The following is a 14,455-nucleotide window of genomic DNA, read 5'->3' as shown; positions in this document are numbered from 1 at the left end:
CCGCTTTTTTGTATGCAATGATAAAATTACAGCATTTCTTCCAAAATCTCGATCGCCGCGCTCATACAGCCGGGACAGATGCGCTGAATGCTTCCGTCCGCCATTGCCGCTTCCAGGGCGACGTCTTGAGAGAGGTCGTGGCCCAACAAGTCGCGGCAGACCGTGGCGCCGCAGCGATCGGCAAAGCGACGCTCGAATTCCAGCTGCTTTTTTGCTTGAAAGGCATCGTCCTTTGTTCCGAAGGCGAGGCCCAATACCAGCGTGCCGCCGGCGATGCAGCCGCAGGTATCGCCTTGAAAGCGGCCGCTCCCGAAGGGGGAGGCGATACGCAGGGCCGTCTCGCGGTCGAGTCCGTAGGTTTCGGAGAAGCGGCCCAGTACGATTTGGGCGCAGTTTTTGCCTTTTTGCAATTCGGATTCAACGTAAGGATGCATGGGATACTCCTTTCATGGAAATGACATTCTTGAAGTAACGGGGGGAGGGGGATTCGTCGACGCCCAAAAATACCGAAAGAAAGTTTACGATATGTTCGAGGCCGTACCCTTGAAACGCGATGGCGCAGCTGGCGCAGTAGGTCCAGATCTCTTCGACTTCGCGATTCCGAGCGATAAAATTCTCCCGCACCGCGTTGGCCACGGCCGCATTGCGCTTTGCCGCGCCGCCGCCCAATCCGCAGCAGTGGAGGGATTCGTAGGGAAAGCGCGGCGCCGTCAGATAGGGTTCGATCGCCGCATAGAAGTCCCTGTGCTCCCGATCGCCGCAGGGGATATAGACGGGCAGACCTTCGCGGCCAATGGGCGTTAAAAGCCCTTCTTCGTCGAGATAGCGATAAATCGAGATCACCTCGATTTCCGAGCGGCCTTGTAAGGTATTATAGCAGTTCGGGCAGCAACAGATAAGCCGTTCGATCCCCCGGTCGCGGAGATTTTGAAACATGGAATCTGTAGAAAGCGGATAGCCGGTATCGGCGATGGGTTTTCTGCAGCAGTCGACGGAAAAATCCACGCCCCGTTCGGCACAGATCTCCACGAGTTTGCGCACTGTCATCGGAAATACGCCGGGATAATTGCAACCCAGAAAGAGGAGATCTTTTGTATTGTTCTTCTGCAGATTTCGGAAGAGATAGGGATCTTTTTGAAAGCGCACCAGCCGATGGGGCAGGGGAGATGCCTTACGAAATTCCATCGAAATCTCCCGGCCCGAGATATCCTTGGGGCAGGCGCGCTTACAGTTGTCGCAGAGATAACATTCCCCCGCCAGCTCCTCGCGTCCTGCAAATTCCGATAAATCGATCTCGTAATGGGACAGGAAAGGACATAGTTTTGTGCAGCGCTTGCAGTGAATGCATTCGCGCTTTGCGTACTCGATCATTATGATTGCCTCCTGTAGATTCGGTTGAGTTCTTTGGCAGACGCGCCGCGGCGGAAGGCGCGCTGCAGTTTCTGCATCAGAAAAATCGTGGGCCAAATGCCGTTTCGTTCGAACATGCGCGCATCGGTATGGATTTTTTGAGAAAGCAGATGGGGTTTGTGGCCCGCCGCTTTCAGGCGCATGGAGATGTCATAGTCTTCCATTAAGGGGATGGGTCGAAAACCGCCGATGGCCGTATACAGCGAGCGCTTGATAAACATGCCCTGGTCGCCGAAGACGATGCGGCGAAAGCGCACCCGTTGATCCGATTGGAACGCGACGACCTTCATCATCGGGCGATTGCTTAAAAAAGCGAGGCGAAAGCAGCCCCAGTCCGCGCCGGAAGATGCGATCGCCTCTGGGCTGTCCGGATGGGGAATGGAGTCGGCGTGGAGAAACCACAGGTACTCGCCGTGCACCTCCTCAGCGGCCGCCTTCAGCTGCGCGCCGCGGCCCTTCGCTTTTTGAATCTTCGGCAGTCGAATTTTTTCATAGCTGCCGTCGGTGCTGAAGCCGTCGGAAAAGAGGATCTCCTTTTCGCCCGCGAACGCCTCTAAGCGCGCCTGAAAGGCATCGATACGCGTCAGCTCGTTATACACGGGAATGACGATCGAGATCATGATTCGCCTCGTCTCTTCTGGTAGAGTTTTAAGAGGACGAGAGAGGCGGCGGTCAAAAGCAGCATAAAGAGCATGGCACGCAGAAATTCCGGCGACGTCGGGTCGTGGATCGATTCGCCCAAATAGATAAAGGCGAAGATGCCCGGCGTGATGCCGATCAGACTAAAGAAAAGATACGGGAGAAAGGCGATCTCCAAGATGCCCGCCATATAGTTGATCAGATTGTATGAGATCAAAGGGATCAGCCGAAAGATAAAAAACACCGTTTGGCTCTTACCGCCGGGGCTGAAGAAAACCTTCTTGACCTTCTCGGAGCTCTTTCTCTCGACGATGTCGAGAATCGGCTCGCGGGCGAGCTTTGCGGCGAGAAAGTACATCAGCGTAATGTTTAAGCAGCAACCGATCAGTGTGTAGACGACGCCGTGAGCGAGGCCGAACAGATAGCCCGCCGGCATCACCAGTAGCGGCACCGGGAACAAAAACACCGGCAGCACCGCCCACAGCGTCACGTAGATCACCGGCGCCCACACGCCGCCTTGTCGGAGCATGGCGGATATGCGTTCTTCGGTAAAATAATCGCGGAATAGGAAAAAAGCCCCGCCGACGATAAGTGCGATCAGGGCCAGTTTTCCTATGGATTTAAGCGTCTTGTTTTCCGTGCTTTTCATTATAGATCCTTTTAATGACATAGATGGCGATGGAGGCCGCAAACAGAATCAAAAGACCGGTCATCAACTTTTGTGCGCCGCCGGTCAGCGATCCGCCCACATAGGAGTATACGATGGTGGCGGGAAGCTGTCCGAGCCCCGTGGCGATAAAGAAGTGCACAAAGGACATAGAGGTCAGGCCGGCGGCGTAGCTCACTAGGTCGAAGGACATGAAGGGCAATAGGCGCGCGATCAAGATGGCGAATTTGCCATAGTCTTCGAAGAATTTATCGACGGTCTCCAGCATGCCGCTGCCGGTAAAGCGTTCCGCCACGTCGCGACCCAGGATGCGGGAGATATAAAAGCACATGGCGGCCCCGGCCATCGAGGAGGTCCAGGACAAAATGGCGCCGTTTACCCAGCCGAAGATGGCGGAGTTTGCCAAGGTGATAAAAAAGGCGGGGATCGGCGAAATCAGCGATTGCAAGATCATCAAGAGGAAAGATACGATGACGGCATAGACGCCGAAGCTGCGAATATAGGCGGCAATGCCTTCAATGCCCTCGGTGGTGAGGACTTTCACTGCGCGGTTGATGCCCGCGTTTACGGAGGGAATCAAGAGATAGGCGAGCAGGCTAGCGAGAATTACGCCCACGGTGATTAGTTTTTTACTCGGTTTTTTCATTTCATCTCCTTAGGAATGGGTTCGAGGACGTGATAAAAGGGCATCATCGTCTGAGGGGGGAGGATCGATCCCTCGAGAGCGCCGGGATCCGTGGCGATGCGAAGCGCGCGCCCATCGCCTGTAATAAAAGTACGTACGTCGCCTTGGCGCTGTTCGCGAATGACGGGGGCGCCGGTATATTCCCGCACCAGATCATAGATGTCGTCGATGTCGCGAATCGTATCGACCACGCCCACAGTGGCATCCTGCCGTCGCGCTTTTTTTACGGTATTGTCGAATACGTCGGACCGGCTATAGGCGATGCCGGAAAAGAGGTCGATGTATTTGCGCATGCCGATGATGCCGTAGCCTCCGTCTTCCGAAGGGGCGAGGACGCAGTCGTGGGTCTTGAGGGCATCAAAGGCGGCGTCGAGCAAGGAGGCGTCGATACCGATCAGATCCGAACCCAAGAGGATGGCAGGTCCGTCTTGTGTCTCCTGTTTGAGTGCAGCGCCCATACGCGTCCCGAGGTCCGTACCCGTTTGCGGTGCGCTTCGATGGGCCACCTCCGGCGCGGGCCCGTCGTAATAGAGGACGAGTTCGGCAGGATAGGCGGCGAGGACGTTTAAGATGTCGTCGTATAAGACGCGACTGATCGCACACGCCGCCTCGTCGCTAATGTCCCTGCGCAATCGCTTTTTGCCACAGCCCAGGGCGGGGGTGCGGGCAAAAAATATAATGGTTTTTTTCATAAATGCGCTCATAAAAAAAGCCTTGTCGCTTCCGACAAGGCAATTTTTTTACTTCAAGTTGAAGCCGTCGTATTCTTTGGTACCTTCGATCGCGTTGATGGCTTCGTGGTTCTTTTCCACGAGCTTTTCTGCGATTTCGTAGGAGCGGTTACCGGTGTTGCAGAATACTGCGAAAGGTTTGTCCGTCGGGAGTTCTGCATATTTCGCGTCGAATTCGTCGGGAGTCACATTGATTGCGCCTTCGAAGGTAGATTTTTCGAAGTCCTTGGCGTCGCGCGCGTCGATGACGGTGTACTTATCGGAGTCGACCAGCTTTTGGAATTCGGCACCGCGTACGTTTTCTACTTTGCTCATGGTGGTGTATTCAAAGTCCTTTACGCCTTGTGCGTTGTGGACTTTGGTGAAGCCCTTTTCTACGAGCATCTTGGCGGCTTCTCCGCTCTTCTTGCCGGAGTTGCAGATGGTGACGATGTCGCTGTCTTTCATATCTTCGAGTTCGGAGATATGGCTTTCAAATTCGTCGATGGGCATGTTGATGGCGTGTTTTACGTGGCCTTCGTTGTATTCGTCTTCACTGCGTACGTCGATGACGAGATACTTGTCTTTTTCTTTGGCGTCTTCTTCGATCTTGTCGAGTTCTTCGCCCTTCATTTCCTTGACTTCGGCGGTTTCGGTAGCTCCATCGGCCTTGTCGCCTTCTGCTGCGGTGTTGGCAGCTTGGTTGGTGGTTGCCGTGTTGTTAGCGGTGTTGGCGGTGTTGTTTGCCGGTGCGTTGCCTTGACCGCAAGCGGTGAGACCCATGGCGAGTACCAGGGCGAGGGCAGCTACATTAATTTTCTTATTCATAAGTATTTCCTCCTTTGAAATCTTTACACTTACAATATTGTAACAGATCTAAATAGAAAAAGATCGAAAAATCGAATATCTGTCATCGAAAATTCCTATATAGAAACACAAACTTGCGATCCCCATCTATATCTTACTCAGAACGGATGGCATCCAGCGCTGAAAGATTCATGGCGCGCTTGGCGGGGAAGTAGCCGGCGAGTACGCCGACCAGGGTAGAGAATCCCAGGCCGACGAGGACCAGCCAAAAGGGAATGCGGGAGAAGGTGATCGTCTCGGTGGCGCCTTGGGATGCGGCGAATTGGTTGCCCAGAGCGTTAAATATAAGGCTCAGCAATAGGCTGGTGAGGACGCCGAAGACGCCGCCGATCAGCCCGATCATCCCCGCTTCGACCAAAAAGAGCTTTTGGATGTCGCGAATGGAGGCGCCGATGACTTTCATTACGCCGATTTCGCGGGTGCGCTCGTAGATGGACATAATCATGGTATTGGCGATCCCGATGGCCGCGACGATAAAGGAGATGGAGCCGATGCCGGCGAAAATGCCGTTGACCACCGCCATGCTCTGGTTTAGATCCTTAATGATCTCGATCATGCCCTGGGGCTTATACCCCAGCTGTTTGATTTCGTTGGATACGCTTTCGGCGTTTTTCATATCGTCGATCCGCACCCGCAGATTATCGAAATTGGTCTTGGAGGGCTTTTCCATCGCCAGCTTGCTCATGAGTTCGCTATACCCCTCGATGGTCATAAAAATGCCCATGTCGTAGTCCATCTTTTTGGTTTCTTCGAGGACGCCGACGACTTTGTAGTTGGCGACGGGCGTGCCGGGCAGGGCTTCGCCGCCCATACTCGAAGGATCCATGGCGGCGATTTCCAACTCTTTTCCCGCCGCGTCGAAGGGAGGCGGCAATTCGATGGGCTTGCCCTCTTCGTCGAACTCCGGTTCTTGGATCTTGTCGGGGTTATAGAATTGTCGTGCGGCGTCCTTGCCGAAGAGGATTTGTCCCTTGCCGTCGCCGGAGAATTTGGAGCCGGTATCGATCTTCCAGCCGTAGAGCTCCATGGTCTTTTTATCGAGGGCGGTAATTTGCCCGAAGTCGTTCTGGAATTTCTTGTACTGCATCTTGAAGGAATTCTGGTATACGGGGCTGACGTCCGTGACGTGGGAGATCTTCTCCAGTTCTTTGATCGATGCCGCGGTCAAGCGCTTGGCACCGCCGGTGCTCTCTTCGCCGGGCAGGACGTCGATATTCTTCACGTCGCCGAATCCTTCGATCATGCGGCGGTTGTTGTCCTCCATGCCGTAGCCGAAGCTCATCATAATAATAATGGATACGCAGCCGATCACCACGCCTAATAGGGTGAGGCCGGTGCGAAGCTTTCTCGCCAGGAGGTTTTTCTTCGCCATGGATAAGAGGTCGCGGAGGCTCATTATATGCTCAGATCCCCTTCATCGTCGTTTTTGGATTTGCGCTTTTTGACGACATAGACCCCGACCCCGCCGGCGATGGCGGCGACGGCGAGGAGCGCTGCAGGCACCGCCCAGGCGGGGCGGTCATCTTGGCCGTTCGCTTCGTCGTCTTCTGCCGCCGCATCGGGTCCCTGTACGTTTACGGTGAAGGGCTTTACGATCTCCTGCTTTTGGCCGGACGCGTCGTCGAAGGTGAGGACGATCTCGCCCTTTTGTTCGCCTTCTGCGGTGGGGGTGATGTTGACGTCGTAGGTTTCGCTCGCGCCGGCGGCTACGGTGCCGGCAAAATAGGTATTGGTGTCCGCCTCGAAATTGCCGCGCATTTTCACCATCACATTGGACACGGGAGATTTGCCCGTATTGTAAAATTCCATGGAAAGGGGCATCGCTTCGTCGACAAATCCGTCCTTGTCGACGGTTACATCGCCCGGGGTGATTTCGGAACTCTGCTCGACCGGAATCCCGATCACCTCGGAGGAGGTGTAGGGATTGCCGTCGCCGTCTTCGTACTCAAAGGTGGCGGTGATGGTGTAGGTGCGCGCCGCCGTATTGGGCGCGGTGGTGAGGGTGATTTCCTTGGCGGCGTGTTTTCTCGGCGAAATCTTTTCGATATGGAAGGTATTGCTGCTGCCGACGGGGATAAAGGCGCTGCCGCCGCCGGCTGCCTCGACCGGTGGCGTCTGGGCCGCCGCGGCCGCACCGCCCTCCGCACCGGGCAGGGACATGGGCTCTGCCGCATCGGCGGAAAGGGATACGCGAATATTGCGTACGGTCTTTTTGCGATTTGTGTTGAATACCCGGAAGTGGAGGGAGAAGGGCACGCCCGCCTTGACGTGAACGGGGTCATAGGAATAATCGTCGATAATGATCTTTGGCGTATTGGCGCCGGTGGGTGCCTGTCCCTGGGGCGTATCGCCCGTTCCCGTGACGGGAAGCGACGGACCCAAATCGGCGCCCGAGAAGTCGGGCATGGCGCCGCCGCCTCCGCCTCCGCCGGAGAAGGAGGGGACGGAGGACACGTCTCCGGGCATCTCCATTCCGCCGCCGGGTGCCGCGCCGGGGGCGCTACCGCCATTGGCAGAGGATGCGCCGCCGTCGGGACGCAAGGTGATGACTTGGCTGCTTTCGTGCACCTCATTGGTGTTAATGTCGACATAGGCGAGGGAGAGCTTTACCGCATAGTTTTTCTGCGGCGCATCGGCGTTTAGGCGGAACGAGAAGGAATAACTTTCTTTTTGTCCCGGCTCGTAGTGCTTCGCATTCACCTGGCTTACGGATTTCGGGACGAGATGTTCGAGATCCTGTGAGATCGCCCGGATGACGATATTTTTTGCGGCGCCGTTTCCGCTGTTTTTGATCGAAAAATTGACGGGGATGTCTTTGTTTTTGGGAACGGATTCCGGCCAGCGGACATCGGTAAAGTCGAGGATCGAAATCGGTGCGTGGCTTTCGGATTCCACCTTCGGCGGCGGAATTTCTCCCGTCGTCTCCGATGCAAAGGCGACGGGAGGTATTGTCTGCGTAAACACTATGGCCGAAGCCAGCGCCAGTATGTATCGTTTTTTCATAATTGCTCCTCTTGGTTGACCAAATGTTCCGGCAACAGATCCAACTCTTTCGCCTTTTCCATTACCGATTGGGTTTCATCTCGTACGATGCGGCCGTCTCTCAGTTCCACCACGCGATTGGCATAGACCGCTGTCTCCAAGTCGTGGGTGACGATAATCAGAGTCTGCTTGTGCTCCCGCGCCAGATCCCGCATCATCTCCATGATCTCCATCGACGTCTTTGTATCCAGATTGCCCGTGGGCTCGTCGGCAAAGAGAATCGGCGGGGTATCCACAAAGGCGCGGGCGATGGAAACCCTCTGTTGTTGCCCGCCGCTCATCTCCTTGGGCTTGTGGTGAATGCGATCGCCCAGCCCCACCCGTTCGAGGATGGCGATTGCCTTTTCTTCTCGCTCCTTTTTAGGAACGCCCTTAAAGATCAGTCCCAGGCTGACGTTTTCTACGGCGGTCAAGGTGGGAATCAGATTGTAGGCCTGAAATACAAAGCCTACATTTAGTTGGCGAAACCGCGTCAGTTTTTCTTCGGAGAGCTTTTCCATATGTATTTTGGAATTGATCACGATTTCGCCTTTGGACGGGCGGTCGAGTCCGGCCATCATATTGAGAAGGGTCGACTTTCCGCTGCCGGATGTGCCCAACAGACACAGAATCTCTTCGCGCTCGATGTCCAAATCTACGCCGCGGAGTGCGTAGACTTTTTCCGTTCCCATATGGTAGACTCGATATAAATTTCGAATTTTAATAAAGGGTTCCAAAGCATCACATCCTCCGCGCCATTATATCACAGGCAACGGTTGCCTTCGAGCCCTTCTCGGTTGTTAAAGAGATCTTAACAATTGTAAGAAAATGTAACAAAACAGAAGGGAATCTATGGGAATGAAAAAAAAACCCGAGAGAATTTACAGCCGCCCCGATCTACAACGAAAAAAACGGCGGTGCTTCCCGGAAGTGGTCTTCGGGGAAGGAAAGGAAATCGCACATCTGCGGGAGGTCGTGCAAAAAATATATGCGGAAGAAAAAGAAGTACTGATCACGCGCTTAAGCGCCGATCGCTTTTCGGCCTTACACGATATGGGCATCGCACTCGACTACGATCCCGTCTCGCGTACGGCGATGGCCGGGGGAAAGCGCGATGTCGTCGGGGAAGTGGCGGTGATTACGGCAGGCACGGCCGATGTCGCCGTGGCGGAGGAATGTATGCGCACCCTCGCCTACTTCGGGATCGGCGCAAAATCCTATTACGACGTCGGCGTGGCGGGGATTCACCGTTTGTTCGACGTACTCGAGGCGATCCGCGCCGCCGACTGCGCCGTCGTCTGTGCCGGCATGGACGGGGCGCTTCCCTCCGTTACGGCGGGATTGGTCGACATTCCCGTGATCGCGGTGCCTACCTCGGTGGGCTACGGCGCTTCCTTTCAGGGCATGGCGGCACTCCTTAGCATGTTAAACAGTTGCGCCGAAGGAATCGCCGCGGTCAATATCGACAATGGCTTCGGCGCGGCCTATATGGCGGCCCAGATCGTAAAAGCGATCTATGAAAAGCGCAAATAGTCCGACTCCGACAAAAATGCGTGGAGGGGCAGATCATGGGGATCGGCGGGCAGCGCGTCCGTCAGCTGCTCCGAAAAGCCGATGCCCAGCCGAAAACCGCCATGGCTTTGAAAAAAGCGATCATAGTAGCCGCCGCCGTACCCCAGGCGATGCCCTTCGCGGTCGAAGGCGAGGCCCGGCGTCAAGATAAGGTCCGCTGCATCGCGCAATCGCGCCGATGCGAGAACCGGCGGTAAGGCGTAGATGCCCATGGCGTCCTTCTCCAATTCGCAGGCATCGTAGATTTCGGTCATTTGCATGGTGTGATTGGCGGCATCGGTGTAGGGGATATAGACTTTCTTTTCCTTTAATAGGGCGGGGATCCACGAAAGGGTCTCCACTTCGGTGCCAAAAGAGACGAACAAGAAAATGCGTTCGGCGTTCCGATACCGTTTCAAGGCGCAGAGCCGATTAAAAATGGTTTCGGAACGCCGTTTGCGTTCGTTTTCGGGAATGTTCTTACGAATTTCTTTGAATGTATTACGAAAATATGTCTTTTTCATTGCAATTGCCTCCCGCGCTTTCATATCTTTGTAACTTATACTATAATAAATTAGATCTTGTATGGAATGAGGTGTACCGTTGATCACGTTTCGAAATGTCTATAAGGAGTACAAAAACGGCGTACAGGCCTTAATGGACATCAATTTAGAAATCCCCTACGGTGAATTCGTCTTTTTCGTCGGCCCTTCGGGCGCCGGCAAGAGCACGCTGATTAAGCTGCTCATCTGCGAAGAAGACGTCACGCGGGGAAAGATCTATATAAACAACAGAGACATCACGAATCTCGCTCCATGGTATATACCCAAATTGCGGCGGCAGGTGGGCGTGGTCTTCCAGGACTTTCGCCTTTTGCCGAAAAAGACCGCCTATGAAAATGTGGCTTATGCCCTAGAGATCGTAGGAGAAAGCGGACGGACGATTAAAAAGCGGGTGCCCGAAGTATTGGAACTCGTAGGTCTCTCCGATAAGCGCAACAGCTACCCGCGGGAGCTTTCCGGCGGGGAAGGGCAGCGCCTTGCGATTGCGCGCGCTATCGTCAACAAGCCGCCGGTCCTCGTCTGCGACGAGCCCACCGGGAATCTGGACTTTCAGACGGCGATGACCGTAATGCAGACGCTGCAGCGGATCAACGAAGACGGCGCCACGGTGATTATGGCGACACACGCCAGAAACATCGTAAATCACCTGCGACGGCGCGTGATCACCCTCGAAAACGGACGCATTATCAGCGACGTGAATGTAGGAGGTTACGATGCGATTTATTAGGCAACTGTTGAACAATGTCAAGGAAGCCTTTCAAAGCATCTTTCGCAACAAGGGCATGAGCCTGTTGTCGGTGATCTCCATTACCGCGGTGTTGGTCCTGTTCGGCGTGGTGGCGCTTTTGATCCTGAATATGACGGGCCTCGTCAATGAAACGGAGAAAAAGGTCGACAAAGTCGTGGTCTACTTAAATACCAACGCCACGGAAGAGGATGTGCAAAACATCGTCGTCCAGGCGGAATCCACCGGATACGTTCGCGATATCGAGTACGTATCGAAGGAAGAGGCGTGGAAGAAGTTTTCCAAGAATATGGAATTGGAAAACGACTCGTATTTCCTCGACGGCATGGAAGAAAACCCGCTGCCGGCGTCGCTCACTCTTCGGATCAGCGACATCAAAGAGGCAAAGGCCGTCTCGGCCAGCCTACAGGATATGCCCGGTGTATACCAGGTTGATTACTTAAACGAGCTGATCGGAAAGATCGTGCAGATGAACGATTGGGTCCGCGTCGTCGGATTTGTGATCGTCGGCATTTTGCTCGTCGTCGCCATCGTATTGATCCACAATACGGTAAAGTCGACGCTTTCGATCCGCAGCCACGAGATTCAGATTATGAAATATATCGGTGCCAGCAACGGATATATCCGCCGGCCCCTCCTTTTGGAAGGACTGATTTTCGGCGTGATCGCCGGCGCCATCGCCCTGGCGGTGGTCTACTTCGGCTACGATGCGTTGTACGGCCTGTTTAACGATAAATTAAATGTTTTGTTGGGTATGCGACTGATCCCCCCGAAGCTGATGATTCGGGATATGGGCATCATTTTCGCTTGTATTGGCGTGGGCATTGGGCTCTTGGGCAGTTCCATTTCCCTAAAGCGCTATTTGGACGTATAGGAACGAATGAGGAGGATGAATTTGGACGCGAATCACAGAAAGAAGCTTTCAGCGACTCTGGCACTCTTGCTCTTGGCATCGGAACCGGCTTTTGCCGCCGGTCTGGAAGCACAAAAGTCGGAAGCCATTCAGCAAAAAAATGCCATCCAATCGGAAATGTCCGATGCTCGCTCGAAGATTCAATCGACCCGAGGCGCTGTCAGCAGTGTAGAAGCCGAGATTCGCGCCATCGACGCCCGCATCAGTCAGGCCAATGTGGAATTGGACCGACTCAACGGCGAGATGGCACAACTCAAGGCCGAGATTCAAAAGACGAAGGAAGAGCTCGAAGCCGCCAAACAAGAATTGGCAGAGAAAAAAGAGTTCTACGCAAAACGGCTCCGCGCCATGTATATCGCCAACGATCGAGGATACTTAGATATTTTGCTGGACTCCGCCGATGCGGAATCGCTGATCGGCAATGCGCGCATGATCCGTTCCATCGCGAAGAGCGACCGCGAACTGGTCGATGAAATCACCGCTAAGGTCCAGGAAATCGAAGAAAAGCAGGCCATTCTGGCACAACAGGAACAAGAACTCGCCGCAAAACAGCAGCAAGTGCAACAACAACGTGCCAGCCTCGAAAGTGCGAATGCGCAAAAGACTACTTATATGAACGGCCTGATCGGAAACCTCTCCGCCTACGAAGCACAGTACGACCAAATGCTGCGCGAATCCGATGCCATTGAATCGAAGATCGCCAATCTGGAGTATTCGATCCAAAAGGCGAGAGAAGAAGAAGCGGCCCGCGTAGCGCGGCAAAACGCTGCGAAAGAAGCGGCGAAGGCGGAGCGCCAAAAGGCAAAGAACCAACAGAACGCGACGGCACAAAGTGAGCAAACGGCACAAAGTGAGCAGACGCCTTCTGCTTCCGTAGAAGCCGAAGCGCCCGTACGCAGCGAATCCGTTGCGACTACAGGATCGAAAACCGAAGCCGAGACGGTTCGTACGCCGGCGCCGGTGAAAAAGACCTACACGCCCCGGCCTGTCGCCCCGGCGGAAGACGCGGTCGTATCCAACGGCATCGTCGCCGAACCCGAAGCGCCGAAGGGCGATCTGTACTGGCCCGTACCGGGACATCACCGCGTCAGCTCGCCGTTCGGCTATCGGACCCACCCGATTCTCGGGTATAAAAAGATGCACACCGGCATCGATATCCCCGCGCCTTCCGGCACCCCGGTGGTGAGCGCGGCATCCGGCACCGTCATCGCCTCCCGCTTTATGAGCGGCTATGGCAACTGCGTGATGGTGGACCACGGCTCCAAAGTGACCGTCTACGCCCACCTCTCCTCCCGTGCCGTCCATGTCGGACAGACCGTATCCGGCGGCGAAACCATCGCCTATGTGGGCAGCACCGGCATGAGCACCGGTCCCCACCTGCACTTCGAAGTGCGCGTCGGCGGCGTGGTCCGCGATCCCCTTAACTATCTATAAATAACGAGTTGAATCGATAAGGAACCTTCGCGCGGAGGTTCCTTATTTCCATAGGAGCAAAAATGAAGAAGAGAACTGTCATCCTGTTTGTCCTGTTGCTGGCGGTGAGCAATATCGCCACCGCTTTCGCCTCCGTTCAGTTCGTCACGGGCGATGTAAAAGAAGTGATGACCACGCGGGCGCTGGAGCGTTTTTTGAAAAAAAACTACCTCCGGGCCAAGGAGATTTCCGACGAAGACTTCGAAATCGGACGCCGAAAGGGAACCGTAGAGGCGCTGAACGATCCGTATAGCGAGTATTTTACCGAAGAAGAATACAACAGTTTCGTCGAAGCGACCACCGGCGAATTCTTCGGCATCGGCGTACAAATCGGCGCCGACGCCAATTCCAAGATGATCACTGTCATCGCTCCCATCAAGGGCTCCCCGGCAGAAGCCGCGGGCATCCAGTCGGGAGATAAAATCGTATCGGTCAACGGCATCGACTATACGGCGGAGGACTTGGAAGAGGCGGTAAAGCACATCAAGGGGGATAAGGGCACCACGGTAAAACTGGGCATCCTCCCCAAAGACGGTGGTGAGCTCAAAGAAGTCGAGGTGAAGCGCGACGAGATCCGCATGGAATCGGTGATCACCGCCGATTTGGGCGACATCGCCTATATCGGACTCACCCAATTCGAAGACGACACCCTGGCGGATTTTAAAGCCGCGCTGAATCGGGCGAAGACAGACGGAAAGAAGGGACTGATTCTCGACCTTCGGGGCAATCCGGGCGGCATCTTGGAAGCAGCCGTGGGCGTTAGCGATCTGCTCTTGGGAGAGGGCGACATCGTAAGCGCCAAGGACAACCGGGGAAAAGAAGTCTTTCACTACGCCTCCGACGCCGACAGATGGGAAAAGCCCCTGGCGGTGCTCGCAAACGGCGGCAGTGCTTCCGCATCGGAGATCGTATCGGGTGCGATCAAGGACCACAAAGCGGGGACGTTGGTCGGCGAGAAGACCTTCGGCAAGGGGGTCGTGCAGTCCCTATTGCCCTTGCCGGGCGGGGGCGGCCTCAAGCTGACCACGAGTGAATATTTTACGCCTTCGGGGGTAAATATACAGGACAAGGGAATCGAACCGGACGTAAAAGTCGCGTTGCCGAAAGAGGTGACCGGCATCGGTCCGGAATATAAAGAGCAAGATACGCAATTACAAAAGGCGATAGAAATCATAGAAAAAAGCGATCGTTAAGATCGCTTTTTTGAACGC

Annotated in this window: 16 protein-coding genes; 5 read left to right on the top strand and 11 right to left on the bottom strand. The window is 54.8% G+C overall.

What is annotated here, in order from left to right; translation table 11 throughout:
- Positions 1-26: 26 nt before the first annotated feature.
- The 10 genes from EL294_RS05090 to EL294_RS05045 all read right to left on the bottom strand — a co-directional run bounded on the left by EL294_RS05090 (position 27) and on the right by EL294_RS05045 (position 8,736).
- Entirely contained in the window at positions 27-434 is a 408-nt protein-coding gene (locus tag EL294_RS05090) for a C-GCAxxG-C-C family protein (protein ID WP_126465604.1), read from the bottom strand.
- Positions 418-1,371: a heterodisulfide reductase-related iron-sulfur binding cluster gene (locus tag EL294_RS05085; protein ID WP_126465603.1), complete on the bottom strand. Its 954-nt coding sequence runs from the start codon at positions 1,369-1,371 to the stop codon at positions 418-420. Before EL294_RS05085 ends, EL294_RS05090 begins: the two co-directional genes overlap by 17 nt.
- A complete protein-coding gene (locus EL294_RS05080) occupies positions 1,371-2,030 on the bottom strand; it encodes a TIGR04283 family arsenosugar biosynthesis glycosyltransferase (protein WP_232006455.1) in 660 nt (219 codons plus the stop codon). The genes EL294_RS05085 and EL294_RS05080 overlap by 1 nt, the downstream gene beginning before the upstream one ends.
- The gene (locus EL294_RS05075; RefSeq protein WP_164715236.1) at positions 2,027-2,698 is read right to left on the bottom strand and encodes a TVP38/TMEM64 family protein; all 672 of its coding nucleotides are present in this window, start codon (positions 2,696-2,698) and stop codon (positions 2,027-2,029) included. The genes EL294_RS05080 and EL294_RS05075 overlap by 4 nt, the downstream gene beginning before the upstream one ends.
- Positions 2,670-3,362, bottom strand: coding sequence for a TVP38/TMEM64 family protein (locus EL294_RS05070; RefSeq protein WP_126465600.1), 693 nt, complete (start codon positions 3,360-3,362; stop codon positions 2,670-2,672). Before EL294_RS05070 ends, EL294_RS05075 begins: the two co-directional genes overlap by 29 nt.
- Complete coding sequence (locus EL294_RS05065; RefSeq protein ID WP_164715235.1) at positions 3,359-4,093, bottom strand: TIGR04282 family arsenosugar biosynthesis glycosyltransferase; 735 nt, start codon at positions 4,091-4,093, stop codon at positions 3,359-3,361. Before EL294_RS05065 ends, EL294_RS05070 begins: the two co-directional genes overlap by 4 nt.
- Positions 4,094-4,141: 48 nt before the next feature.
- Positions 4,142-4,939, bottom strand: coding sequence for a rhodanese-like domain-containing protein (locus EL294_RS05060; RefSeq protein ID WP_126465598.1), 798 nt, complete (start codon positions 4,937-4,939; stop codon positions 4,142-4,144).
- Between the two features lie 133 nt (positions 4,940-5,072).
- Positions 5,073-6,374, bottom strand: a complete 1,302-nt coding sequence (locus EL294_RS05055; protein ID WP_126465597.1) for an ABC transporter permease — start codon at positions 6,372-6,374, stop codon at positions 5,073-5,075.
- Positions 6,374-7,981, bottom strand: a complete 1,608-nt coding sequence (locus EL294_RS05050) for a COG1361 S-layer family protein (protein WP_126465596.1) — start codon at positions 7,979-7,981, stop codon at positions 6,374-6,376. The genes EL294_RS05055 and EL294_RS05050 overlap by 1 nt, the downstream gene beginning before the upstream one ends.
- Entirely contained in the window at positions 7,978-8,736 is a 759-nt protein-coding gene (locus tag EL294_RS05045; protein WP_232006454.1) for an ABC transporter ATP-binding protein, read from the bottom strand. Before EL294_RS05045 ends, EL294_RS05050 begins: the two co-directional genes overlap by 4 nt.
- A gap of 115 nt (positions 8,737-8,851) precedes the next feature.
- Here EL294_RS05045 and larB point away from each other — a divergent pair, with 115 nt between their 5' ends.
- A complete protein-coding gene (gene larB / locus EL294_RS05040; RefSeq protein WP_126465595.1) occupies positions 8,852-9,532 on the top strand; it encodes a nickel pincer cofactor biosynthesis protein LarB in 681 nt (226 codons plus the stop codon).
- Here larB and EL294_RS05035 read toward each other — a convergent pair.
- Positions 9,514-10,074 (bottom strand): 5-formyltetrahydrofolate cyclo-ligase, encoded by a 561-nt coding sequence (locus EL294_RS05035; RefSeq protein WP_164715234.1) that lies wholly within the window; start codon positions 10,072-10,074, stop codon positions 9,514-9,516. The two genes, larB and EL294_RS05035, sit on opposite strands and share 19 nt — an antisense overlap.
- Before the next feature lie 79 nt (positions 10,075-10,153).
- On the opposite strand from EL294_RS05035, the gene ftsE reads away from it, so the two are divergent.
- The 4 genes from ftsE to EL294_RS05015 all read left to right on the top strand — a co-directional run bounded on the left by ftsE (position 10,154) and on the right by EL294_RS05015 (position 14,437).
- The gene (gene ftsE / locus EL294_RS05030; RefSeq protein WP_126465593.1) at positions 10,154-10,840 is read left to right on the top strand and encodes a cell division ATP-binding protein FtsE; all 687 of its coding nucleotides are present in this window, start codon (positions 10,154-10,156) and stop codon (positions 10,838-10,840) included.
- Entirely contained in the window at positions 10,827-11,732 is a 906-nt protein-coding gene (ftsX, locus tag EL294_RS05025; RefSeq protein WP_126465592.1) for a permease-like cell division protein FtsX, read from the top strand. The genes ftsE and ftsX overlap by 14 nt, the downstream gene beginning before the upstream one ends.
- A 21-nt stretch (positions 11,733-11,753) precedes the next feature.
- The gene (locus tag EL294_RS05020) at positions 11,754-13,205 is read left to right on the top strand and encodes a M23 family metallopeptidase (protein WP_232006453.1); all 1,452 of its coding nucleotides are present in this window, start codon (positions 11,754-11,756) and stop codon (positions 13,203-13,205) included.
- Between the two features lie 62 nt (positions 13,206-13,267).
- Entirely contained in the window at positions 13,268-14,437 is a 1,170-nt protein-coding gene (locus EL294_RS05015; protein ID WP_126465591.1) for a S41 family peptidase, read from the top strand.
- Positions 14,438-14,455 lie beyond the last annotated feature (18 nt).

This window comes from Aedoeadaptatus ivorii, from assembly GCF_900638585.1.
GTDB lineage: Bacteria > Bacillota > Clostridia > Tissierellales > Peptoniphilaceae > Aedoeadaptatus > Aedoeadaptatus ivorii.
Note: the sequence above shows the minus strand (reverse complement) of the source record. Positions and strands in the feature narration are given on the sequence as shown.

Bases quoted from the DNA above. Each gene is read 5' to 3' on its own strand.
- EL294_RS05090 (WP_126465604.1), bottom strand. From the start codon at position 434: ATGCATCCTTACGTTGAATCCGAATTGCAAAAAGGCAAAAACTGCGCC.
- EL294_RS05085 (WP_126465603.1), bottom strand. From the start codon at position 1,371: ATGATCGAGTACGCAAAGCGCGAATGCATTCACTGCAAGCGCTGCACA.
- EL294_RS05080 (WP_232006455.1), bottom strand. From the start codon at position 2,030: ATGATCTCGATCGTCATTCCCGTGTATAACGAGCTGACGCGTATCGAT.
- EL294_RS05075 (WP_164715236.1), bottom strand. From the start codon at position 2,698: ATGAAAAGCACGGAAAACAAGACGCTTAAATCCATAGGAAAACTGGCC.
- EL294_RS05070 (WP_126465600.1), bottom strand. From the start codon at position 3,362: ATGAAAAAACCGAGTAAAAAACTAATCACCGTGGGCGTAATTCTCGCT.
- EL294_RS05065 (WP_164715235.1), bottom strand. From the start codon at position 4,093: ATGAAAAAAACCATTATATTTTTTGCCCGCACCCCCGCCCTGGGCTGT.
- EL294_RS05060 (WP_126465598.1), bottom strand. From the start codon at position 4,939: ATGAATAAGAAAATTAATGTAGCTGCCCTCGCCCTGGTACTCGCCATG.
- EL294_RS05055 (WP_126465597.1), bottom strand. From the start codon at position 6,374: ATGAGCCTCCGCGACCTCTTATCCATGGCGAAGAAAAACCTCCTGGCG.
- EL294_RS05050 (WP_126465596.1), bottom strand. From the start codon at position 7,981: ATGAAAAAACGATACATACTGGCGCTGGCTTCGGCCATAGTGTTTACG.
- larB (WP_126465595.1), top strand. From the start codon at position 8,852: ATGGGAATGAAAAAAAAACCCGAGAGAATTTACAGCCGCCCCGATCTA.
- EL294_RS05035 (WP_164715234.1), bottom strand. From the start codon at position 10,074: ATGAAAAAGACATATTTTCGTAATACATTCAAAGAAATTCGTAAGAAC.
- ftsX (WP_126465592.1), top strand. From the start codon at position 10,827: ATGCGATTTATTAGGCAACTGTTGAACAATGTCAAGGAAGCCTTTCAA.
- EL294_RS05015 (WP_126465591.1), top strand. From the start codon at position 13,268: ATGAAGAAGAGAACTGTCATCCTGTTTGTCCTGTTGCTGGCGGTGAGC.